The 22,213-nt window shown below is 66.2% G+C and carries 23 protein-coding genes; 12 read left to right on the forward strand and 11 right to left on the reverse strand.

The genetic code is table 11. From position 1 onward, the window contains the following. Positions 1-12 precede the first annotated feature (12 nt). Positions 13-951 carry an acetamidase/formamidase family protein gene (locus tag ACQY8M_RS32635; protein ID WP_428665128.1) on the forward strand — a complete coding sequence of 313 codons (939 nt, stop codon included), beginning with the start codon at positions 13-15 and terminating at the stop codon, positions 949-951. Between the two features lie 4 nt (positions 952-955). On the opposite strand, the gene ACQY8M_RS32640 is transcribed toward ACQY8M_RS32635, so the two are convergent. After that, positions 956-2,167 carry an MFS transporter gene (locus ACQY8M_RS32640; protein ID WP_428665130.1) on the reverse strand — a complete coding sequence of 404 codons (1,212 nt, stop codon included), beginning with the start codon at positions 2,165-2,167 and terminating at the stop codon, positions 956-958. Between the two features lie 118 nt (positions 2,168-2,285). Further along, positions 2,286-3,509: an MFS transporter gene (locus ACQY8M_RS32645; protein WP_428665133.1), complete on the reverse strand. Its 1,224-nt coding sequence runs from the start codon at positions 3,507-3,509 to the stop codon at positions 2,286-2,288. Between the two features lie 78 nt (positions 3,510-3,587). On the opposite strand from ACQY8M_RS32645, the gene ACQY8M_RS32650 reads away from it, so the two are divergent. Beyond that, entirely contained in the window at positions 3,588-3,746 is a 159-nt protein-coding gene (locus ACQY8M_RS32650) for a hypothetical protein (protein WP_428665136.1), read from the forward strand. A gap of 7 nt (positions 3,747-3,753) precedes the next feature. On the opposite strand, the gene ACQY8M_RS32655 is transcribed toward ACQY8M_RS32650, so the two are convergent. The 3 genes from ACQY8M_RS32655 to ACQY8M_RS32665 all read right to left on the reverse strand — a co-directional run bounded on the left by ACQY8M_RS32655 (position 3,754) and on the right by ACQY8M_RS32665 (position 5,985). Continuing rightward, a complete protein-coding gene (locus ACQY8M_RS32655; RefSeq protein ID WP_428665139.1) occupies positions 3,754-4,185 on the reverse strand; it encodes an NfeD family protein in 432 nt (143 codons plus the stop codon). Between the two features lie 9 nt (positions 4,186-4,194). Further along, on the reverse strand, positions 4,195-5,157 hold the full coding sequence (locus ACQY8M_RS32660; RefSeq protein ID WP_428665141.1) for an SPFH domain-containing protein: 963 nt from the start codon (positions 5,155-5,157) through the stop codon (positions 4,195-4,197). Positions 5,158-5,229: 72 nt separating this feature from the next. Beyond that, positions 5,230-5,985 carry a glutamine amidotransferase-related protein gene (locus ACQY8M_RS32665; RefSeq protein ID WP_428665144.1) on the reverse strand — a complete coding sequence of 252 codons (756 nt, stop codon included), beginning with the start codon at positions 5,983-5,985 and terminating at the stop codon, positions 5,230-5,232. Between the two features lie 122 nt (positions 5,986-6,107). On the opposite strand from ACQY8M_RS32665, the gene ACQY8M_RS32670 reads away from it, so the two are divergent. The 3 genes from ACQY8M_RS32670 to ACQY8M_RS32680 all read left to right on the forward strand — a co-directional run bounded on the left by ACQY8M_RS32670 (position 6,108) and on the right by ACQY8M_RS32680 (position 8,083). Continuing rightward, positions 6,108-6,719, forward strand: coding sequence for a 2-hydroxychromene-2-carboxylate isomerase (locus tag ACQY8M_RS32670; RefSeq protein ID WP_428665146.1), 612 nt, complete (start codon positions 6,108-6,110; stop codon positions 6,717-6,719). A 131-nt stretch (positions 6,720-6,850) separates the two neighbouring features. After that, positions 6,851-7,453, forward strand: a complete 603-nt coding sequence (locus ACQY8M_RS32675) for a hypothetical protein (protein ID WP_428665148.1) — start codon at positions 6,851-6,853, stop codon at positions 7,451-7,453. Positions 7,454-7,525: 72 nt separating this feature from the next. Then, complete coding sequence (locus ACQY8M_RS32680; RefSeq protein ID WP_428665150.1) at positions 7,526-8,083, forward strand: hypothetical protein; 558 nt, start codon at positions 7,526-7,528, stop codon at positions 8,081-8,083. A gap of 304 nt (positions 8,084-8,387) precedes the next feature. On the opposite strand, the gene ACQY8M_RS32685 is transcribed toward ACQY8M_RS32680, so the two are convergent. Next, the gene (locus ACQY8M_RS32685; RefSeq protein WP_428665153.1) at positions 8,388-10,085 is read right to left on the reverse strand and encodes an N-acyl-D-amino-acid deacylase family protein; all 1,698 of its coding nucleotides are present in this window, start codon (positions 10,083-10,085) and stop codon (positions 8,388-8,390) included. 159 nt (positions 10,086-10,244) lie between these two features. Between ACQY8M_RS32685 and ACQY8M_RS32690 the strand changes: the two genes are divergently transcribed. From ACQY8M_RS32690 to ACQY8M_RS32710, 5 genes are all read left to right on the forward strand, one after another. Then, positions 10,245-11,138, forward strand: a complete 894-nt coding sequence (locus ACQY8M_RS32690; protein ID WP_428665156.1) for an alpha/beta fold hydrolase — start codon at positions 10,245-10,247, stop codon at positions 11,136-11,138. Next, a complete protein-coding gene (locus tag ACQY8M_RS32695) occupies positions 11,135-11,746 on the forward strand; it encodes an NAD(P)-dependent oxidoreductase (protein ID WP_428665159.1) in 612 nt (203 codons plus the stop codon). The genes ACQY8M_RS32690 and ACQY8M_RS32695 overlap by 4 nt, the downstream gene beginning before the upstream one ends. A 67-nt stretch (positions 11,747-11,813) precedes the next feature. Next, on the forward strand, positions 11,814-12,212 hold the full coding sequence (locus ACQY8M_RS32700; RefSeq protein ID WP_428665162.1) for a YbhB/YbcL family Raf kinase inhibitor-like protein: 399 nt from the start codon (positions 11,814-11,816) through the stop codon (positions 12,210-12,212). Between the two features lie 57 nt (positions 12,213-12,269). Continuing rightward, positions 12,270-12,503 (forward strand): hypothetical protein, encoded by a 234-nt coding sequence (locus ACQY8M_RS32705; RefSeq protein ID WP_428665164.1) that lies wholly within the window; start codon positions 12,270-12,272, stop codon positions 12,501-12,503. A 114-nt stretch (positions 12,504-12,617) separates the two neighbouring features. Beyond that, positions 12,618-13,037 carry a CBS domain-containing protein gene (locus ACQY8M_RS32710; protein WP_428665166.1) on the forward strand — a complete coding sequence of 140 codons (420 nt, stop codon included), beginning with the start codon at positions 12,618-12,620 and terminating at the stop codon, positions 13,035-13,037. Between the two features lie 174 nt (positions 13,038-13,211). On the opposite strand, the gene ACQY8M_RS32715 is transcribed toward ACQY8M_RS32710, so the two are convergent. Further along, positions 13,212-14,195: an alpha/beta hydrolase family protein gene (locus ACQY8M_RS32715; RefSeq protein ID WP_428665168.1), complete on the reverse strand. Its 984-nt coding sequence runs from the start codon at positions 14,193-14,195 to the stop codon at positions 13,212-13,214. A gap of 155 nt (positions 14,196-14,350) precedes the next feature. On the opposite strand from ACQY8M_RS32715, the gene katG reads away from it, so the two are divergent. Next, complete coding sequence (gene katG / locus ACQY8M_RS32720; RefSeq protein ID WP_428665171.1) at positions 14,351-16,528, forward strand: catalase/peroxidase HPI; 2,178 nt, start codon at positions 14,351-14,353, stop codon at positions 16,526-16,528. Between the two features lie 84 nt (positions 16,529-16,612). Here katG and ACQY8M_RS32725 read toward each other — a convergent pair whose 3' ends face one another. From ACQY8M_RS32725 to ACQY8M_RS32740, 4 genes are read right to left on the reverse strand one after another with little or no spacing between them, the layout of a single operon-like run. Beyond that, positions 16,613-17,569: a Bug family tripartite tricarboxylate transporter substrate binding protein gene (locus ACQY8M_RS32725; protein ID WP_428665174.1), complete on the reverse strand. Its 957-nt coding sequence runs from the start codon at positions 17,567-17,569 to the stop codon at positions 16,613-16,615. Beyond that, positions 17,559-18,719, reverse strand: a complete 1,161-nt coding sequence (locus ACQY8M_RS32730) for a CaiB/BaiF CoA transferase family protein (protein WP_428665177.1) — start codon at positions 18,717-18,719, stop codon at positions 17,559-17,561. Before ACQY8M_RS32730 ends, ACQY8M_RS32725 begins: the two co-directional genes overlap by 11 nt. Before the next feature lies 1 nt (position 18,720). Then, entirely contained in the window at positions 18,721-19,863 is a 1,143-nt protein-coding gene (locus tag ACQY8M_RS32735; RefSeq protein ID WP_428665180.1) for an FAS1-like dehydratase domain-containing protein, read from the reverse strand. Further along, complete coding sequence (locus ACQY8M_RS32740; RefSeq protein ID WP_428665183.1) at positions 19,853-21,346, reverse strand: acyl-CoA synthetase; 1,494 nt, start codon at positions 21,344-21,346, stop codon at positions 19,853-19,855. Before ACQY8M_RS32740 ends, ACQY8M_RS32735 begins: the two co-directional genes overlap by 11 nt. Before the next feature lie 65 nt (positions 21,347-21,411). Here ACQY8M_RS32740 and ACQY8M_RS32745 point away from each other — a divergent pair, with 65 nt between their 5' ends. Continuing rightward, the gene (locus ACQY8M_RS32745; RefSeq protein WP_428665186.1) at positions 21,412-22,161 is read left to right on the forward strand and encodes an IclR family transcriptional regulator; all 750 of its coding nucleotides are present in this window, start codon (positions 21,412-21,414) and stop codon (positions 22,159-22,161) included. Positions 22,162-22,213: the final 52 nt, after the last annotated feature.

Here is a 22,213-nt window from a genome sequence, read left to right on the forward strand (position 1 = left end):
GGGGGATTCCGCATGGCCACGTACGAACTTCATTCCTCGCCCGAGACCTGCCACTGGGGCTATTTCGACAGCAAGCTGCCGCCGCAGCTCCGCATCAAGTCCGGGGATATCGCGACCATCCATTGCGTGTCGGGCGCCAAGGAAATCCTGCCCGAGCCGCCGATGAACGTGCTGCCCGAGCACCGCGAGATCCTGGAAAAGCTCACGCCGCATCTCGGCCGTCACATCCTGACCGGGCCGGTGCATGTAGAGGGCGCCGAGCGCGGCGACGTTCTGGCGGTGGAGGTGCTCGACATCAAGTTCCGCACCAACTGGGGCTGGAACGTGCAGCGGCCGCTGATGGGCACGCTGCCGGAGGACTTCCCCTTCTACAAGCTGACGCACATCCCGATCGACTCCAATCGCGGCGTCTGCACCATGCCGTGGGGCCTAGAGATCCAGCTTAGACCGTTCTTCGGCATCATGGGGGTGGCGCCGCCGGCCGAATGGGGCGCCTGCAGCTCGATCGAGCCGCGCGCCTTCGGCGGCAACATCGACAACAAGCACTTCCAGGTCGGCACCACGGTGTATTTCCCGGTGTTCGCCGACGGCGGCCTGTTCTCGACCGGCGACGGCCACGGCGTGCAGGGCGACGGCGAGGTCAACCTGACCGCGCTCGAGACCAATCTCAGCGGCACCTTCAAGTTCACGGTGCGCAAGGACATGAAGCTCGTCAACCCGCGCGCCGAGACGGCGACCCACTGGATCACGCATGGCTTCGATCCCGATCTCGACGACGCCGCCAAGGAAGCGCTGCGCGACATGATCCGCCTGATCAGCGCCAAGACCGGCCTTTCCGCGTCAGACGCCTACATGCTGTGCAGCCTGCAGGCCGATCTCCACGTCACCCAGACAGTGGACGGCAACAAGGGCATCCACTGCATGATCGAGAAGAAGGTGATCGGCGGCTAGCCGATCACGCGGGCTGCGCTGTTGTCGCGCGCTGGCGTGACGGGAAAGGGGGGAAGAAAAGCGCGATTGCCGTGGCGCCGAGCCCGACAGCGAACGAGCCGACATAGAGCCAGCCGTACGTGCCGAAGTGGTCGAAGATCCAGCCGCCCAGCGCTGGCCCGAGTGCCATGCCGAGGCTCGATATCATGGCGGCCGCGCCGAACACCGTGCCCATGATGCGCATCGGGAAGTATTCTCGCGCAATCACGGCGTAGAGCGGCATCACGCCGCCATAGGCTGCGCCGAACACCACGGCCACGGCATAGAACTCGCCGAGGTGGCTCGTGTAGAAGTACGCGCCAGCCGCAAACGCCTGGATCAGCAGGCCGACGACCAGGGTCGGCTTGGCCCCGAAGCGGTCGCCGGCGAGGCCGAAGATCAAGCGGCCGCCCAACCCCGCCAGACCTTCGACGCTGTAGATCGTGACGGCGGCCAGCGGGGCCAGCCCGCAAGCGATGGCGTAGCTCACCGTGTGGAAGATCGGGCCCGAATGCATCGCGCAGCAGGCGAAGAAGGTCGCCGACAGGATGATGAACTGCGGCGAGCGCAGCGCCATGCCGACGGTCATGCCGTTATCGCCCGACGCCGCGGCGGCCATGCCCGGACCGCCGGCAACCGGTGCGCGGCGCACAAGGAATGCCGTCGGGATCAATATCACCCAGGCGGCGATGCCGATCACGAGCTGCGCCGTCCGCCAGTCGTAGGACGAGATCAGCCAGCTCGCGAAGGGCGAGATGGTCATCGGCGCCACGCCCATGCCGGCCGAGACCAGCGACACCGCGAGGCTGCGATGCGTGTCGAACCAGCCGGTTACCGTAGCGATGGTCGGCGCGAAGATCGCGCCGGCGGCGACGCCCACGATCAAGCCGTAGACGAGCTGGAACTGCAGCAGGCTGGTCGTGCGGCTGGCCAGCACGAGGCCGAGCCCGAGCAACACCGCGCCCGAAAGCACGACGATGCGCGGGCCGAAGCGGTCGGTCAGCGCGCCCCAGCCGAAGGCCGCCACGCCCATCGCCAGGAAGTCGATCGTCATCGCCGTCGAGATGCCGGTGCGCGACCAGCCGGTCGCTTCCGTCATCGGCTGCAGGAAGACCGCCAGCGAGAACAGGCAGCCGATGGCGACGCAGCCCATCAGGGCACCGGCGGCAACCACGACCCAGCCGTAGTGGAGCTTCATGTCCCATCCTCCTGCAAGGCTATAGTTAACATACTGGTTAACTATTGACCCGATGACGCTCCTCGTCAAGAAGCTGGTCATATTCCTCCCTGCGCGCAGCGCGACGGGGAAGAGCAGTTCAGGCGGGCTGGACCGCGAGCGGTGCGTGCCGCGGCGCAGGCTTGAATGTCAGCGCGACGGCCACTGCACCGAGTCCAATGCCGAACGAGCCGATGTAGAGCCAGCCGTAGCCGCCGAAGGTGTCGAATGCCCAACCGCCGGCCACCGGGCCCAGCGCCATGCCGAAATTGGCAACGGCAGACACCGCACCGAACACCGTGCCCATGATGCGCAACCCGAAGTACTCCCGCACCAGGGTAGCGTAGAGCGGCATCACGCCGCCGTAGGCCAGCGCGAAGACGACGGCGAGGGCATAGAACTCGCCGAGCTGGCTGACGAATATGTACGTGCCGGCGGCAATGGCCTGGATCAGCAGACCGATCACCAGCACCGGCTTCGCCCCGAACCGGTCGGAGGACAGACCGAACACGATGCGGCCACCCAGGCCCGACAGGCCGGCCACGCCGAATACGCTGACCGCCGCCATCGGGGCGATGCCGCAGCCAATGGCGTAGGTAACCATATGGAAGATCGGGCCGGAGTGCGCCGCGCAGCAGCAGAAATGGGTCAGTGCGATCGCCACGAAGGCGGAGGTGCGGAAGGCCTGCGCTGCCGTCATTGGCGGTTGCGAGGACGTCGCGCCGCCGCGATGGGCAGGCATGCCCTGCGGCGGGAGGGCCGGCGGCGGCTTGCGGATCAACAGCGCGGCAGGCACCACCACGACGGTCGAGCCGATACCCAGCATCAGCATCGCCGTGCGCCAGTCATAGCTCGTGATCAGCGAGCGCACGATCGGCGCGACGAGGAGCGGCGCCATCCCCGTGCCGGCCGAGATCAGCGCCACCGCGAGGCTGCGATGGCGCTCGAACCAGGCCGCGGCCACGGTCATCAGCGGCGCATAGAAGGCGCCGCCCGCGGTGCCGATCAGGATGCCGAACAGAAGCTGGAACTGAAGCAAATCGGGCGCGCGGCTGGTCGCCACCAGGCCGATCCCCAGCAACACCGTGCCCGCGACGATCACCGGGCGCACCCCCCACCGGTCGCTCAGCCAACCCCAACCGAAAGCCGAGAAGCCCATGACGATGAAGAGCAGGGTGGCGGCGCTCGACACGCCGCCCCGTGACCATCCCGTGTCGACGGAGATCGGTTGCAGGAATATCGCGAGAGAAAAGGCCGATCCCATCGCAACGCACGAGATTAGCGCCCCCGCACCCACCACCACCCAACCATAGCGGGTGTTCATTCTCCCTCCCTCGTCCAGCGCAACCCGCACGGGTCCGCGCCGTTGAACCTTCCAGCCCAGCCTGAAGGAGAACACTCCGTGAAGAAAGTCATTCTTGCCGTCGTCATCCTCGCCGCCGCGTCCGCCTGCACCGTGCGCAGCGAGCGCACCGTCGTCGAGAAACCGACCCCGGTCCCTGCGAATGCCGTGGTGGTCACCGACCCGCCGCCATCGACGGTTTACGTCCCGGCTCGCTGACCGCCCGCTAAGGTGCCGGCTCCACCCGGAGCTCGGTGCCGCTGACGGCCGCGACGCGTACCTTTGCACCCGCGACCATGTCGGGCCCGGTGACACTCCAGCTTCCGTCCCCGAGCTTGATACGGCCGCGGCCACCGAGGATCGGTTGATCGAGCACGAAGGTCTGCCCGACAAGGGATTCACCACGAGCGTTGAGCGTGGACGCAGCCGGCAGCAAGCCGCGAAGGTAACGCCGAAGGCCGACTGACGAGGCGACCGAGACGATCGCGAAAACACCGAGCTGGAGTTCGAGCGAGACGTCCGCTGCCATCAGCAACACGGTGCCGGCGGCGGCCGCACCGATGGCAAGAAACAGAAAAACCACGCCGGGCAGCATCATCTCGCAGACCAGGAGCAGTGCTGCGAGTGCCCACCAGTACCAGAAGACGATCTTGAACATTCCCATGCGTCAGCCCGAGCCGGGAACGGAAGCGCGCGGCCGGCTGGCTTCGGTCGTGAGGCCGCGTGCCTGCGCTTCCTTGGCGAGTTCACCGATGCCTGCGATAGACGCCATGACGCCTGCCGCCTCGACCGGCAGGAAGAAGACCTTCGAGTTGGGACTCGAGCCCATCTTGGAGAGCGCCTCGACATATTTTGTGCCGAGGAAGTAGTTGGTTGCCTGCACGCCGTTTCCGGCAATCGCCTCGGCAACGACGGACGTCGCCTTGGCCTCGGCCTCGGCCAGGCGTTCGCGGGCCTCGGCGTCGCGAAAGGCCGCTTCGCGCCGTCCCTCGGCCGTCAGGATCGCCGACTGCTTCTCGCCCTCTGCGCGCTGGATCGAGGATTCGCGCACGCCTTCGGCCTCCAGGATGGTGGCGCGCTTCTCGCGCTCGGCCTTCATCTGGCGGCCCATCGCGACGACGATGTCGTCGGGCGGTGCGATGTCCCTGACCTCGATGCGCAGCACCTTGACGCCCCACGGGTTGGTCGCCTGGTCGATCACCGCAAGCAGGGTGTTGTTGATGTCGTTTCGTCTCGACAGCGCCTCGTCGAGCGCCATGTTGCCCATCACGCTGCGGATGTTGGTGAGCGCCAGGTTGGTGATGGCGCGATGGAGGTTCTCCACCTCGTAGGCCGCGCGCGCCGCGTCGACCACCTGGTAGAACGCGACGGCATCAACCTCGGCCGTCGCGTTGTCCTTGGTGATGACCTTCTGCGACGGGATGTCGAGGACGTTCTCCTGCATGTTCATCTTGCGCCCCACCGTGTCGACGAAGGGCACGATGAAATGGAGGCCCGGCGGCAGGGTGCGCGTGTAACGGCCGAATCGCTCGATCGTCCAGTTGGTTCCCTGGTGGACGGTCTTCACGCCAGCGAACACCACGACCAGCGCCACGATGACCAGCGCCGCAACGAAAATCAGTGCGCCCATTCATTCGTCTCCCGGTGATTCGGGCGAACGTAGCCCAAGCAGCGCGGCGGTACTACGATGCCCGACGTGCCGCTACTCGGCGGCGAGAAGCTGTTCCACAGGCGGATCGGACGAAAGCTTCACGGGCTCCCTCAACACTTGACGCTTGTCGGTCGCCAGCCAGCGGTCGAGAAAGCGGTTGATCCAGCGATCAATTGGAGGGTCGTAGAGCGGATGCATGGAGAGATGCACGCCGCGCTGCTGCGCGCCCGGCATCTTCAGGCGCTCGGCGGCCGAGATCGTCCAGATCTTCTTCATCTCGAGCGTCACCTCGGGATGAAACTGGAAGCCGAAGGCGTTGGCGCCGCAGCGGAACCCTTGCGTGGGGTAGGTGTCGTTGGTCGCCAGCAATTCGCAGCAGTCGGGCAAGGTCATGCCCTCGCGGTGCCACTGGTAGACCTTCATCGGCGCGGGAAACCAAGCGCGGCCGGCTTCGGTCGGCTCGACGTCGACATAGCCGATCTCGACCTTGCCTTCAGCATGAGGGCCGACCCGGCCGCCGGCGGCGCGGGTCAGGAGCTGGGCGCCGAGGCAGAGGCCGAGGTACGGCACGCCCGCCTCGACCACCTTGGGGATCCAGTCGAGCTCGCACTTGATGCCGGACAGCGTCCCGCAATCGTTGGCCGACATCGGGCCACCGAAGATCACCACGCCGGAATAGTCCGACATGTCCGCGGGCAAGTTGCAGCCGAGATTGGGGCAAAGACGGTGGAGCTCGTAACCGCGCTCCTCGAGGAGCGCACCGACCCGACCGGGCCGCGAATGCTCCTGATGCACGACAATCGCCACTTTCCGGGGCGCTATCTCACGAGAGGCAACTTTCTTGGGCTTTCCAGCCGGTACCGTCATGGATTTGCAAGATACGGGGCGGTTGTGGCAACGACAAGGCTGACCAATGGCGGGAGGACGAAATGGCGCGGCGGCTCGACTTCTACTTCGATTGCTCCAGCCCGTGGACGTATCTCGCCTTTCATGCGGTACAACCGCTCGCCGCCGAGCTGGGCGCGGAGATTGCATGGAAGCCGATCCTGGTCGGCGGCGTTTTCAACGCGGTCAACCAGACCGTCTACGACAGCCGGGCCAAGCCCAATCCGCGCAAGCAATCCTATATGCTGAAGGACCTCGCCGACTGGGCGCGCCTCTACGATCTCAGGATCGTCTTCCCGCCCAAGGTCTTTCCCGTGAACAGCGTCAAATGCATGCGCGGCGCCTTCGTCGCCCTGGACGAGGGCAAGCTGGTGCCCTACGCCACCGCCGCCTTCGAGTCCTACTGGGGCGACGACCGAGACATCTCGAAGGAGGACGCGCTGGCCGACATCGCCGCCAAGGCCGGCATCGAGCGCCAAAGATTTTTCGCCGGCATCGAGACTGACACGTGCAAGGCACGCCTGCGGGCCAACACTGACGAACTGATCGCGCGCGGCGGCTTCGGCAGCCCGACGATCTTCGTCGGCGACTCGATGTTCTTCGGCAACGACCGCCTGCCGCTGGTCAAGGCCGCTCTCGGCAATGACGTATCATGACTACCCTCCCCGGCGGCCACCTCGAAAGCCCGGAGGAGATTCTGAGGCACTGATCGCCAAGGTCTCGCCCGGCAAGCGACCGCATCCTGCTGGTCTCGACCGGCGGCGAATCAAACGAGGCGACGCTGCGCATGACCAAGCTGGTGACCGGCCGGCACGAGGTCGTCGCGACGAGTCGCTCGTGGCACGGCGTCACCGGCGGTGCGGCCTCCAACACCTACTCCTCGAGCCGCAAGGGCTGCGGCCCGCCGCAGCCCGGCGCGCTGGTCCTGCCCGCGCCCGAGATCGAGGATGTAGCAGCCGAGCGCGGTTTCCTCTTCCACACCACCCATGCTTCCGACCCGTCGCCTGCGGCCGTCGGGCTGAAGGCGATCGAGGTCATCCTGCGCGGGCCGCTTCACCGAACGCGCCGCCGAGCGCGGCCGGCGCCTGAAGGACGGTCTGGTTGCGCTGCAGCAACGCGACGAATGCATCGGCGACGTACGCGGCCGCGGCCTGCTGCTTGGCCTCGGCCTCGTGAAGGACCGACGCAGCAGGTGCCCGATCCGGAGCTTGCCCAGAGAGTGGCACGGGAATGCCTGAAACTCGGCATGATGACGTCCGTGGTGCGAGGCCGATACGGCATCTTCCGCATAGCCCCGCCGCTCACCATCGAGCCTGCCGAGATCGACCTCGGCCTCGAGATTTTCGACAGGGCGCTGGCCAAGGCCCTGCACCGACCGACTCTACTTTAGGTTTGAAACAGCCCCCCATCTGTTGTACCCGCTGTCGGCCCTTCTTCTGGCTAATGGATTTGGAGTGAGCGGATGATCATGAAGCTGATGCAGGCGGCAGTTCTGGTGGCAGGCGGCCTGGCGCTGGGCGGATGCACGTTCGGTGGCGCCAAGACGGCGGCACCCGCCAAGAAAGCCCCGGCGGCGGACTATCAAGCGGCCGCTACGCCTTCGCCGCCCGCGGCTCAGACTCGCTCAATCTGCTACAATGAGGCCGATTTGGGCACGGTTCGAGCCCGCATGCTCCAGCAGGAGATGAGCGTGGTGGCGCTGCAGTGCCAGAACGCCAGCGGCGGCCGTGCCTACGAACCCCAATATGCAAGCTTCCTCCAGAAGTACCAGGGCGATCTTGCGACCAACGCGCGCTCCCTGCAGGAACTCGCCCGCCGCAAGCGCCTCAACGTCGATGTCGTGGTCACCGAGTTCGCGAACCGCACGGCCCAGAAGGCGCCGGTCGACAAGGAATTCTGCAGCCGCGGCCTGCGCGCCCTGGAATGGGCGCTGGACCCCAAGACCACCTCTCTGGCCCAGGTCCCGCCGCCGTATGATCTCGGCCCGGATATGAATATCCATCCCTGCGCCGCCCAGTAGGGCGCGACCTGGCAGGCTGAAAGGCGGTCTTCACGGACCGCCTTTTCTTTTGGCGATGAGCGACAACCGTCAGATGTGCTGGGCGACGCGCCATCCCGGCCTCGTCACTTTGGCGTGACGTCGCGCTTCCGCACCGCGCCATGGCCGGGCTGGTTCTCCCATCCGCCCGCACAATCCTGCCCCGAGCAAGGCATTGCGCGCGGACGGCAGCCGCCAGCATGGCACGAACATGAAAAGACGATGATCGAGGTGGTAGTTCACCCAAGCGCGATGAACAGCCGTTCGAGCCGATTGGCCTGCGGCCCTAAGCGCCGTGGCGAAGGAGGCGGCCCGAATGCCTGTTGGTCGGCTGGCCGTTGCGCATGGTGACCTCGCCGTTCACCAGGATGTATCGGTAGCCCTCGGCGCGTTGTATACGGCGCCATTCGCCACCCGGCAGGTCGTGTGCGATCTCATCCGGCAGCACGCGCAATCCGTCGAAATCGTAGACGACGATATCGGCGGGCGCGCCTTTCTTCAGCACGCCCCGGCCGCGGAAACCTGCCACCTCGGCCGGTAGCGCTGACAGCCGCCAATGCGCCTCCTCGAGCGAGATCATCCGGTGCTCGCGCACCACCTTGCACAGCGTCTCGGTCGGATAGCGGCCGGCCGTCAGGAACTTGGTATGGGCGCCGCCGTCGGACACACCGAACAGCACGTAGGGATCGTCGACCAGTTCCTTCAGATAGTCGATCCGGCCGTTGGGCGGGGCGGCGAAGAACTCGGTCTCGAGATTCTCCTCGACCGCCATGTCGAGCATCACGTCGACCGGATGCTTGCCCATCTTCTCGCCGGCATGGGCCAGCGTATAGTCGAGCCACTTCCTGTTCTTGTCGAGCTTCGGCCCGACGATCGCGACCTGCGGCAGCGGACCGGTCGCGGTGGCGGGCAGCTTCTCCCGCAGCGCGGCCCGGCGCGCCGGATCGGCCAGCTTGGCCAGCCGCTCGGCGTGCGTGCCGGTGGTCGCCTCGCACCAGACCTGCTGGTCGTCGAACAGGTTCCAGTCCTCGAAGGTGAAGGTGAAGCCGGCGTCGGTCGTGAGCCCCTGCCCGACCACGCGGATGCCGCGTTCGCGGCAGCTCCGCAGCCATTCCAGCAACTTGCGATGGATGTGCGGTCGGTCGTCGAATGCCTGGACCACGTTCATGATAATCGGCCGACCGCTCAGCGTCGCCATTTCCTCGTAGAAGGCGCGGTCGCGGGCATTGTCGCCCGATACCAGCAGCATCTGCATGAAACCATCGTTGCGCTCGGCCAGCACCTTCGCGAACTCGCGGCAGGTGTCGTCGTGCATTACGTCGGTCGGCATCGGCGAGCCGTCATGGTCGCGCTGCACCGCGGCCGGGCCGGTCGGCAGCATGCGCTGGGCCGACCAGCCGCAGGCGCCGGCATCCATCGCCTCGTTCAGCAGCCGGCGCAGCTCGGCATGCTGCTCGGGCGTCGGCAGCTTGCCGGCCTTGGCCGCCTCGAAGCCCATCACCCAGATCAGCATCGGCGACACCGGCACATAGGGCAGGATGTTCACCGCCTTGGGGGCGCGATCGACCGCGTCCAGGAACTCCGGGAACGTCACCCAGCTCCACGGCATGCCTTGCTGCATGGAGGCCATGGGGATCGCCTCGACCCGAGTCATGGTGAGCATAGCCCGCTCGCGCTCGGCCGGCCGCACCGGGGCGAAGCCGAAGCCGCAGTTGCCGATCACAACCGAGGTGATGCCGTGCCAGGCCGACAGCGTGCAGTACGGGTCCCAGAACAGCTGCGCGTCGTAATGAGTGTGCAGGTCGACGAAGCCCGGCGCCACGATCAGCCCGTCGGCATCGATCGTCTCGTCGGCCTCGCCGGCGCCGATCTTGCCGATCTCCGCGATCAGCCCGTCCTTGATTCCGATATCGCCGCGAAAGCGCGGCAGGCGGCTGCCGTCGACGATCATGCCGCCGCGGATCACACGATCGAACCGAGCCATGGTTTCCTCCTGTTTTTGCCAGCGTGCGGCTGGCCGGCGCCCCTGTCAACGCGAGCGGAAGTGGCGCCTCATGAGATAAGCGCCGGATTGAAAGCCATTTGCGCTCCGGTGACCATAATGAGTCGCGGATGGCGCGAGAATCTGGTCTAGGTTTGCTCCATGCCTTCGATCCGCACTCCGACGCTCGACATCGCCTACGAGGAACACGGGCCCGCCGACGGCGCGCCGGTCATCCTGCTGCACGGCTTCCCGTACGATCCGCGCTGCTTCGACGAGGTCGCGCCGCCGCTGGCCACCGACGGCTACCGCGTTCTCGTGCCGTACCTCCGCGGCTATGGCCCGACTCGCTTCCTCTCCGCCGCCACGCCGCGTTCGGGCGAGCAGGCGGCGCTCGGCAACGACCTGCTCCAGTTCATGGACGCGCTCGGGATCGGCCGCGCGATCCTGATGGGCTACGACTGGGGCGGCCGCGCTGCCTGCGTGGTCTCGGCGCTCTGGCCCGAGCGCGCGCGGGCGCTGGTGAGCTGCACCGGCTACAACATCCAGGACATTGCCGGGTCGGTGAAGCCGGCGTCGGCCGCCCAGGAGCATCGTCTCTGGTACCAATACTACTTCAACACCGCGCGCGGTGTGGCTGGCCTCACCGAGAACCGCCGCGACGTCTGCCGGCTGCTGTGGAAGCTGTGGTCGCCGAACTGGGCGTTCGACGAGGCGACCTTCGAGGCGAGCGCCAGCTCGTTCGACAATCCTGATTTCGTGGCCGTCGTGATCCAGTCGTACCGTCACCGCTACGGCTATGTCCCCGGCGATCCGGCATTTGTCGCGATCGAAGCCAGGCTGCAGGCTCAGCCGGCCATCGCCGTACCGACGATCAATCTTCATGGCGAAGACGACGGCGTCGGCCCTGTCTCGCGTACCGACCACAGCGCGCCAAAATTCACCGGCCCGTATGAGCGCCGCCTCATCCCGAGGGTCGGCCACAATGTCCCGCAGGAAGTGCCGAACGAAACGGTCGCCGCGATCCGCGATCTCATGAAAGGAACACAACCATGAACATCGTCCTGATCGGCGCCACCGGCGCGATCGGCAGCCGCATCCTCGACGAGGCCCTGCGCCGCGGCCACACGGTGTCCGCCGTCACGCGCGATCCGCGCAAGCTCGATCCCCGTCCGGGCATGACCATCCGGGCCGGCAGCACCAGCGACGGCCCCGGGCTCACGCAGGTGGTCAAGGGCCATGACGCGGTGGTCGTCTCCGTGAAGTGGAACGAGAACGACGTCACCCGCATCATCGACGTCATCCGTAAGGCCGGCGTGAAGCGCTGCCTGTTCGTGATCGGCGCCGGCAGCCTGCTGCGCAAGGACGGCCGCACTCACCTGGAGCACATGGCGGACAAGGGCGTCCAGCCGCCAACCTCCAAGCCCGCGTCCCTCGCCTACGAGGAAATCAAGAAGGTGACGGACCTCGACTGGACCGCAATCTCCCCTGCCGCCTCGATCCAACCTGGCAGGCGCACCGGCAAGTTCCGCCTCGGCCTCGACAAGCTGATCGAGGACAAGGAAGGCCAGAGCCTGATCAGCCGCGAGGACTTCGCCGTGGCCATCCTAGACGAGCTCGAGAAGGGCAAGCACATCCGCAAGAGGTTCACCGCCGCGTACTGACCTTGTCTGCTGGAGCACTCGCCCTTATACACCGATGATGTCGCTTCTTTGATGGTGCGAGAAGGGCATGGCATACTTCAAAGGAATGTTTGATGCGGTTGCGCTTGCAGCCGCCGCAGGTTTCGGAGCGCAGGCTCAGGGCGCTTTTGCGGTAATGCCGACTTGGGATGGCATCACGGCCTGCAACGGCCGGCCGATCAACAGCCCGTCGCCGCGGTTCACAATTGCGAACGCGCCGGCTGGTACTACTCAGCTCGAGTTCAAGATGACGGATCTCGATGCGCCCATGTTTTCCCATGGCGGCGGCAAGGCCGCTTACAATGGCGACGGCGGCGTCGCTGCGGGTGCCTTTACGTTCGTCGGCCCGTGCCCACCCAGCAGCCATCGATATGAATGGTCGGTCGTGGCACGCGACTCGGTCGGCAAGAGCCTGGGCACGGCCAAGGCTGGCATCAAGTACCCCTGACACGAGGTCTCGAGCATGTCTTGGTTGCGGTCAGCACGCAGGATTCCGATTGCGCTCGTGCCCCTTGTCGCGGGCGGAGCTCTTGCCGAATCCGCCGCGCAGGGCAGCCAGAAATGGGTCTGCGACGCGAAGCTGATCGCCAGCTACGACTACAAGGGAGGCGATCGCGCCACGATACGCCTGTCACCCTATCCGCAAGGCGGCAGCTACGCCGTCAAGAAGAACGAGGCCGGCAATCTGGCGACCGGCCAAACGGCGGATGGAACGACGTTCACCTGCACTTTGAAGTAAGGGTGGCGCTCACACCACCGGAGGCGTAATCGTCGGAAGTTGACGCAGATCAAACGGAGGTCGTGGCCCGTAACGTAAGTTGGGTTTTCTGCCCGCTCGCCGTGAGTTCCCGTCATGAGACAGCTCCGTGATATCGTCTTCGACCAGAAGCCGTTGACCTTGCCGCCAACTGCCACCGTGAAAGAGGCGTGCCAGGCGATGCGCGACCGTCGCGCCGGGTCGGTCCTTGTCGCGGAAGCCGACGGAACTCTGGTGGGAATATTTACAGGACGCGACGCCGTCTGTCGGGTGTTGGCGGTGGGGGCTGACGCCACTGCGACCAGGCTACTGGATGTCATGACTGCAAATCCGGCGACCCTCTCCCCGAGCGAGACCGCGATCGATGCGCTCCGGTTGATGTGGGACAAGGGCTTCCGACACGTACCGCTTCTCAAGGCAGGCAAGATCATCGGCGTCGTGTCACGAGGCGATTTCCAGGGGTTCGAGCACAGTCGTCACGAGCATGAGCGAGAGCTCTGGGAGCACATGCGCTGAGCGAGCTTCCGTAGACCGAGTTGGCGTGGACATCTGGAAACCTGCTGTGGCCAATCAAGCAGAAGCACGGCCGCAGTATCTCCTCGTCCGACTTGAGGATTTCTACCGGCAACGTCGGCCTCGAGATGGGCTTCAAGACCTTCGGCTTCGCCGGCTCAAGTTGGGGGTGCCACGCTACCTCAGTAGCGAAGAGAGCACCGTTGCTGCTTCGCGGCTCCGCCACGCAGATCCATGAGTCGCTCCTGGAACGATCGTCAGGCTGGCGTCGATTCCCCGCGCTTTGGCGGCTGCGACGTAGGCCTCGGAGAAGCGCGGCAGGGTATTCTGATCCTTGTCGCCGACTACCGCGGCGATGCGAACGCCACGGGGCACTCCGGCAAGAGATTCGTCGGGTGACAGAGATGCAGACCATGGCCGGTTCCGGTTGGCCGATTGCTGCCGCCAGGCGCGCCAGGGCTGTATCTGGCAAGGGCAGGCGACCAGCCAGGCGGCATCGGCGACTCCCGGGTAGCGCGCGATCACCAGCGCGGCCATGGCGGCACCTCCCGAGGTGCCGCCGACAATCGTCCGCGTCGGCTTCAGGCGCAATTTCAAGGCGGTGATCGCATCGGCAACGAGGCGCGCGTTCTCGGCCGTGTAATCGTCGTCGTTTGGTTTGGCCGAACCGCTGGAGCGTCCTCCGGGACCGCTATAGCCCGGTCGCACGAGGACGACGAAGGTCGCCGCAGTCGCGGCGGCGAGAGCGTCGGCCCCCTCGCCGAGCGCTGCCCAAGTGCTGTCGTTGACGAAGGCCCCGCCATCGCCGTGCATGAATACGATCAGCGGAAGGCCAGGTCGCGCATTCGATGACGCACGGAAGGAGAGGCAATCTCCGGTAGCAGTCCGCAGCGAGCTTGCCGGATCGTTTGCGTCACATCCGACTGCGGCCCTTGCAGACAACGGCGGCCAAACCCCGAGCAGGCAAAGAAGAATGGTGGCAAAAGAACAGACACGGATGAAAATCGACACCATATCGCTCGGCCCCAATCCCACCGTCCGCTTCGGCCGCCGACGATCGGCTTTCGACCACAGGCGATCATACAGTGTCGCTTCAAATAGCAGAGTATGTGCCGGATCGAGGGCGAATCCTGCTGCCGAGCCGCCGTCCGCCGCTGTCACTGTTCCACGATTGCAATCCCCTCTCCGCAGTGATGGTCTTCCCGACCCGGCCTACCCTCCGTCACGCTCGAAGGATTCGGCGTTGTAGAGCTTGAATTTCGCGTCCACGTGCCTCATTAATTTAGAATTACTCTAAACTGAGACTGGAGAAGCCCATGTCAGACGCCGGCAAGTGTCCGTTTACGGGAGGCGGCGGAAAGCCCCAAGCACGCAAGAACGCCGACTGGTGGCCGAACCAGCTGAACGTCGACGTTCTCAAGCAGCACTCCCCCCTGTCTGATCCGATGGACGGGGACTTCGACTACGCGAAGGAATTCCAGAGCCTCGACCTCGACGCGGTGATCAAGGATCTGCACGCGCTGATGACGGACTCGCAGGACTGGTGGCCGGCGGATTTCGGCCACTACGGCGGCCTCTTCATCCGCATGGCGTGGCACAGCGCAGGCACGTACCGCGTGACCGACGGGCGAGGGGGCGCCGGCTCCGGCCAGCAGCGCTTCGCGCCGCTCAACAGCTGGCCGGACAACGCGAATCTCGACAAGGCGCGGCGCCTGCTGTGGCCGATCAAGCAGAAATACGGCCGCAAGATTTCCTGGGCCGACCTGATGATCCTCACCGGCAACGTCGCCCTCGAATCGATGGGCTTCAAGACCTTCGGCTTCGCCGGTGGCCGCGCCGATGTGTGGGAGCCCGAGGAGCTCTACTGGGGCCCCGAAGGTACGTGGCTCGGCGATTCGCGCTACAGCGGCGAGCGCCAGCTCGAGCAACCGCTCGGCGCGGTGCAAATGGGCCTGATCTACGTCAATCCGGAAGGCCCAAACGGCAAGCCCGATCCGGTCGCGGCCGCCAAGGACATCCGCGAGACCTTTGCCCGCATGGCGATGAACGACGAGGAGACCGTCGCGCTGATCGCCGGCGGACACACCTTCGGCAAGACCCACGGCGCGGGCGATCCGTCGCTCATCGGCCCGGAGCCGGAAGGCGGGGCGATCGAGGACCAGGGCCTCGGCTGGAAGAGCAAGTTCGGCACCGGCGTCGGCAAGGATGCAATCACCGGCGGCCCGGAAGTCATCTGGACGCAAACCCCGACGAAGTGGAGCAATCACTTCTTCGACAACCTCTTCAAGTTCGATTGGGAGCTCACCAAGAGCCCGGCCGGCGCCCAGCAATGGAAGGCGAAGAACGCACCCGCCGACATTCCGGACGCGTTCGATCCTGCCAAGAAGCACGTGCCGACCATGCTCACGACAGATCTCTCCCTGCGGATGGATCCCGCCTACGAGAAGATCTCGCGGCGTTTCCACGAGCATCCGGAGCAGTTCGCCGACGCATTCGCTCGCGCCTGGTTCAAGCTCACCCATCGCGACATGGGCCCGATCCACCGCTATCTCGGCCCGCTCGTGCCGAAGGAAAGGCTGATCTGGCAGGACCCGATTCCCGCCGTCGATCATCCGCTGATCCGCGAACCGGAAATCGCGGCGCTGAAGGAGAAGATCCTGGCATCGGGCTTGTCGGTCTCCGAGCTCGTTTCGACCGCCTGGGCGTCGGCCTCGACGTTCCGCGGCTCCGACAAGCGCGGCGGCGCGAACGGCGCGCGTATCCGCCTGGCGCCTCAGAAGGACTGGGAGGTCAACCAGCCGGCCCAGCTCGCGAAAGTGCTGCAAGCATTGGAGGCGATCCGGAAGGACTTCAACGCCTCGGCGACGGACGGCAAGAAGGTCTCGCTGGCCGACCTGATCGTCCTCGCCGGTGGTGCTGCGATCGAGAAGGCCGCCAAGGCCGGCGGGCAGGACGTGACGGTCCCGTTTACGCCGGGCCGCATGGACGCCTCGCAGGAGCAGACCGACGCGCACTCCTTCGAGCCGCTCGAGCCCACGGCTGACGGATTCCGCAACTACTATCGCGGCCAGCAGCGCATGTCCCCTGAGGAGGCGCTTGTCGACCGCGCGCAACTGCTGACCCTTACGGCACCGGAGATGACCGTCCTCGTCGGCGGCCTGCGTGTGCTGGGCACCAATGTCGGGCAGTCCGCACAGGGCGTCCTGACCAAGCGGCCCGAGACGCTGACGAACGACTTCTTCGTCAACCTGCTCGACATGGGCACGCAGTGGCAGCCCTCCGCCGGCTCCGAAACCGTGTTCGAGGGCCACGACCGCAAGACCAACGCGGTCAAATGGACGGCCACCCGTGCCGACCTGATCTTCGGCTCACACTCGCAGCTTCGTGCGCTGGCGGAGGTCTACGCCTGCGCCGACGCCGGCGGCAAGTTCGTGACGGACTTCGTCGCCGCGTGGACCAAGGTCATGAACCTCGACCGCTACGACGTGGCCTGATCTCAATTTCTTCCGGACCGCGAGCGTCCCGCTCGCTCATGCCTCTGAGCGAGCGGGACGCTCGCGGTCCGGAAGATATGACCGTCAATCGGCCTTCAGCCCGGCGGCCTTGATCAGCGGGCCCCACTTGGCGCGCTCCTGCTTCTCGAAAGTCGCGAGCTGCTCGGGCGTGCTGCTGGTCGGCTCGAAGCCGAGCTGCAGCAGCCGCTGGCGGATCTCGGGCTGGGCGAGGATCTTCACCAGCTCGGCATTCAGGCGGTCGACGAGGTCCTTCGGCGTGCCGCGCGGCGCATACATCGCGTTCCAGGCCGTGACCTCGAAGCCTTCGATGCCCTGCTCGGCGACCGACTTGACGCCGGGCAGCAGCTCGCTCGATTTCAGCGTGGTGATCGCCAGCGCCTTCAGCTTGCCGGACTGGACATGGCCGCGCGTGGCGGTCGCGGTGTCGATGATCAGCGGCACCTGTCCGCCCATCGTCTCGGTCATCGCCGTCGCCGAGGCCTTGTAGGGCACGCCGAACAGCGGCGCGCCGGCGCGCTGCTTGAACAGCTCGTAGACGATGCGCGCCGTCGTGCTGGGCAGCGCGATGTTGATCTTGTCGGGCTGTGCCTTGGCGGCAGCGATCAGCTCGGGGATGGTCCTGGCAGGGAACTCGGGATTGGCCGAGATAACCATCGGCAGCATGCCGACCAGGATGATGGGCGCGAAGTCCTTCTCCGAGTCGTAGCCCGTCGAGGCGTACAGGAACTCGTTCATCGTCTGGGTTGCCACCGTGCCCATCAGCAAGGTGTAACCGTCAGTCGGCGATTTGGCAGCGGCCTCGGTGCCGATATTGCCGCCGGCACCGGGCTTGTTGTCCACGAAGATCTGCTGGCCCAGCGCCTTTCCGAGGGGCTCGGCGATCAGCCGGGCCGCGACGTCGGTCCCCTGCCCGGCCTGGTACGGCACGATCAGTCGAATCGGCTTGTTCGGATAGGTTTGCGCCGCAGCGGGCAGAGCGGCCAAGGCCGCGGCGAGGAACAACAGGATCCTACGCTTCATCGTTTCTCTCCCTTGTTTTCCGCCGTTCCACCTCGGCGAGAATTTCTTCTGCATGTTGATTGATCTCGGGGGGCGGAAACCCGGGACTGCCCGGTGTTTCGCTGAGCTTCACCGGGATACCGGGCGCCCGGTGGCCGTCCTGCTCGATCAGCATCTCGCGGTGTGCGACGTGCGGCTGGGCGAAAGCCTGCGGCACCGTGTTCACCGCGCCGGCCGGCACGCCGTTCTTCATCAGCGCACCGCAGATCTCCTCGACCTTGAACGAGGCCAGCGTGCGCTCGATCTCGGCCCGCAGCTCGGCGCGGTGCTGGACGCGCGCCGGATTGGTTGCGAAGCGTGGATCGGTCGCCCATTCGGCATGTCCGACCTGTGCGCAGAAACGACGGAACTGACCGTCGTTCACGACGCCGAGGAACAGCTCGCCGTCGCCCGCCTGAAACTTGTCGTATGGCGCGATGTTGGGGTGCGCGCTTCCCAGCCTTCCGGGGGTGCGGCCCGAGGACAGCCAGTTGGCGGCGTGCGGCACCAGCATGCTGAGCGCGGTATCGAACAGGGTGACTTCGACCCGTTGTCCCCGCCCGCTGAGATGCCGCGCCTGCAGCGCCAGCAGGATGCCACTGAGTGCGTTGTATCCCGTCACGTAGTCGACGATCGGAATGCCGACCCGGGTGGCGCCCGACTCGGGCGTACCGTTGATGCTCATCACGCCGCACATCGCCTGGAGCACGGCGTCGTAGCCCGGCAGGGCGCCAAGGGGGCCGTCGGCGCCGAAGCCCGAGATCGAGCAATAGATCAGGCTCGGATGACGCTCATGAAGCGTCTCGTAGCCGAGGTCCCATCGCTCGAGCGTGCCGGGCAGGAAATTCTCGACCAGGATGTCCGCCTCTTCCAGCAGCGCTTCCAGCGTCGCGCGGGCGTCTGGCTGCGTCAGGTCGAGCGTGATCGCCCGCTTGCCGCGATTGACGGCTCCGAAGTAGGCGGCCACGCCGTTCGCATCGAACGGCGGGCCGAGATGGCGCGTCTCGTCACCCGAGGGCGGCTCGACCTTGATCACCGCGGCGCCATGGTCGGCCAGCATCTGCGTGCAGAGCGGGCCGGCCAGCACGCGCGACAGGTCGACGACCTTGAGGCCGGAGAGCGCGCCGGCCATATCAGCCGCGGCTGGGCAGCTCGACGATGCCGGTGCCGAGGATCGACAGCTCGTCGTCCTGCTGGCGCGCCTCCTGCTCGATGGCGACCAGGTGCCGGCCGTTCTCGACATACTTGCGCGTCACCTTGCCCTTGATGAACAGGATGTCCCCGGCCGGATTGTGGCGGCGGATCTTGCAGGTCGCGTTGCGCAGGGTGCCGTCGTCGCCCATCCAGTTGGTCATGTGATGCGTGAGCCACGACGCCCGCTCGGGGCCGTAATCGTACGCACCCGGGGCGCCGACCTCGTGGGCGAACTCCTCTTCCCAATGGACGCGCTCGGGGCAGTCGGGGATGCCGAAGCGGTTCTTGATGCCGAGCCCGGGATGCGCGTCCTGCAGCTTCCAGGCGAGCTTGTTGGCGCGGATGTAGAGCCCGCCCCAGCCCTGGGCGTAGGCGATGAAGCCGGTCACGGTCATCGGGCCCTTGACCATGGTCGGCAGCGCCTCGCCTTCCTTCACGTCCTCCCAGTAGCGCTTCTCGCTCCCGCGGATCTTCTCCTCGGCGTAGAGCTTGCCGGCGTCGGCCAGCTCCTCGTCGGTGTAGCGGCGCACCGGCTTCTGGCGCAGCTCCTTGTACTTGGTGCCCTTCTCGCGCGCGTGGTCGCGCTCGGTGCGAAAGCACCAGCTGTCGGCGCCCGCAACGAGGTCGCCCTGCTGGTTGAAGAAATCGACGTGATAGATCTGCTGCACCGCGCGGCCGGCGAACTTGGTGTCGTGGATGATCAGGTCCTTGAGCCAGGCCTCGGTCGTGATCTCGTCGTTGCGGTTGACGGTCTTGTGCCAGTTCCAGTCCGAGCCCGACCACATCGCATGGATGCCCGGCAAGCCGCCGACATAGCCCGAGATGATGCGGCTGGTGGCGAACAGGAAGCTCGGCAGCGCGATCACGTCGCCGAACTTGGTCTTCCTGGCGTACTCCGGCACGCACCACAACGGGTTGTCGTCGCCGATGCCATGGGCGTAATGGCGGATGTTGTCGCGCGTTGCCTCGTGGCACCACGGCTCGGCGGTCTGGCCGATCTTGACGCCAATGCGCTCGCGCAGCGCGTCGAGCCCCTCCTCGGTGATCTTGGGAAAGCTGCGCTCGATCGTGTCAGTCGACATGTGCCTTTTCCTTTGTCCGTAGCATCTTGCGGTTCACCTTGCCGGCCGGCGTCTTGGGCAACTCGGCCACGAACTCGACGAGGCGCGGATATTCGTGCTGGCTGAGGCGCTGCCGCACCAGATCCTGGATCTCTTTCGCGAAAGCCTCGTCGCCCTTGCGATTCGCCACGACGAAGGCCTTCACCACCTGGCCGCGCAGCGCGTCGGGCACGCCGATCGCGCCGACCTCGCGCACGTCGGGGTGCTTCAGCACGGCGTCCTCGATCTCGATGGCACTCATCGTCCAGCCGGCGGAGATGATGACGTCGTCGGCGCGGCCGCCATGGAAGAAGTAGCCGTCCTCGTCGGTGCGGCCGAGATCCTTGGTCGCGATCCAGCCGTTGCGCCGCCACACCTTCATCTCGCCCATCACGCCCGGCGGGCACGGCTTGCCCTCGGGATCCTGCACCTCGACCTTGCCGCCCGGGATCGGCTTGCCGAGCGAGCCGGGCTTCACGACGAAATCCTCGGCGCCGGGATAGCTCACCAGAATTACGCCGATCTCGGTCGTGCCGTACATGCTGCAGACCGGATGGCCGAAGGTCGCCTCGGCGAAAGCGGCCGTCTCGCTGTCGATCGGTTCGCCGGTGAAGGACAGCTTCTCGATGGAATAGCGATGCTGCGGCGCCGCGCCCGAAACGCGCATCATGCGGTAGTGCGTGGCGGCGGCGGAGATGTTGGTGAAGCGGTGGTCCTCCAGCGCCTGCAGCAGACGCGCCGCGTCGAACTTGCCAGCATAGGCGCCGATCGTGAGGCCAAGCGCGAGCGGCGCCAGCGTGCCGTGCCACAGGCCGTGGCCCCAGGCCGGCGACGACGGGCAGATGAAGCGGTCACCCGGCCGCAATCCGGTGCCGTACAACGCCGCCACCATGAGCGTGACGAGGGCGCGGTGGGTGTGCTTCACCGCCTCCGGCAACTCGCGCGTGGTGCCCGACGTGTACTGGAAGATCGCGAGCTGGTCGGCCCGCGTGTCCGGCGTGAAGCTCGCCGGGAAGGCGTCGAGCCCGATCAAGAACTCGGCCGTCTCGATCAGCAGCTTCGGCTTGCAATCCTCGACCCGCAACTTGACGCCATCGGGCCCGAACAGCGTGAACAATGGCACGGCAATCGCGCCGGCCTTCATCGCGCCGAACACCGCGGCATAGAAGGCGCGCGACGGCTCGAGCTTGATCGCGATCCGGTCTCCCGGTTCGACGCCCTTTGACAGCAGCCAGTGCGCGACGCGGGCGGAGTCCTCGCTGATCTGCCGATAGCTCAGGACCTCCTCGCCGCCGGCCGCCTTGACCACGATGACGGCAGTCTTCTCGCCCTCGACATGCCGGTCGATGCATTCGTGCGCGATGTTCAGCCGCTCGCGGTCGCCGTCGAACAGCTCCCAGAGCCTGGCGGACGCAAAGTGCGCCTGCGCATCGGCATAGCTCGTATAGGCCGTCAGCTTGCTCATCGCCCCGAAGGTCGGACAGCGCGACGGAGTTGTACAGAAAAATCGTTAATTGTATATGGACAATCATGACCCATCGTGCCGTTCCTGCCGTGACCCGCGCCGTCGCCATCCTGCGCCTGCTCGGCCGAGCCAAGGCACCCGTTGGCATGAAGGCGATCGCGCAGGAGCTGGGGCTGGTGCCCAGCACGGCGCTGCATATCCTGCGCGCGCTGGTGGCCGAGGAGCTGGTCGCGGTCGATATCGGCAAGCGGTACCGCCTGGGCCTGGGCACGCTGGCCCTGGCGCGCAACGCTCTCGAACTGGCCGACTTCCCGAGCGCTGTGCAGCCGCATATCGACGACCTGTCTCGGCGCTATCCGGTCACCGCCATCGGCGTCGACGTGCCGAACCTCCGTCACATGGTCGTCGTGGCGCTGTCGCAGACCCAGGCGCCGGTGCGGCTGCATGTCGACATCGGCAGCCGATTCCCAACGATGATCTCGGCAACCGGACGCTGCGTCGCGGCCTTCAGCCGCCATCCGCCGGAAGAGATCGAGCGGCGCTTCCGCGCGCTGCGCTGGAACAACTCGCCGTCCTTCGCGACCTGGCGCAAGGAGGTCGAGGCGACCCGCCGTCAGGGCTTCAGCATCGACCGCGGCAACTATATCGCCGGCGTCACCATCGTCGCCGTCCCGGTGCTCGACGGCATGGGGACGATCGCCCAGACCATCGCGTCCGTCGGCATCTCGAGCCAACTCGACCGCGCGACGGCCCTGGCGCTCGCGCACGACATGCAGGATGCCGCGCGTCTCGTCGGCGCGCCTCGCGGGGCATAGGATGAGCATGCAAGACGATCGCCACAGGCTCTCATCCTTGTCATCCTGAGCG

Source organism: Reyranella sp. (assembly GCF_965279465.1).
GTDB lineage: Bacteria > Pseudomonadota > Alphaproteobacteria > Reyranellales > Reyranellaceae > Reyranella.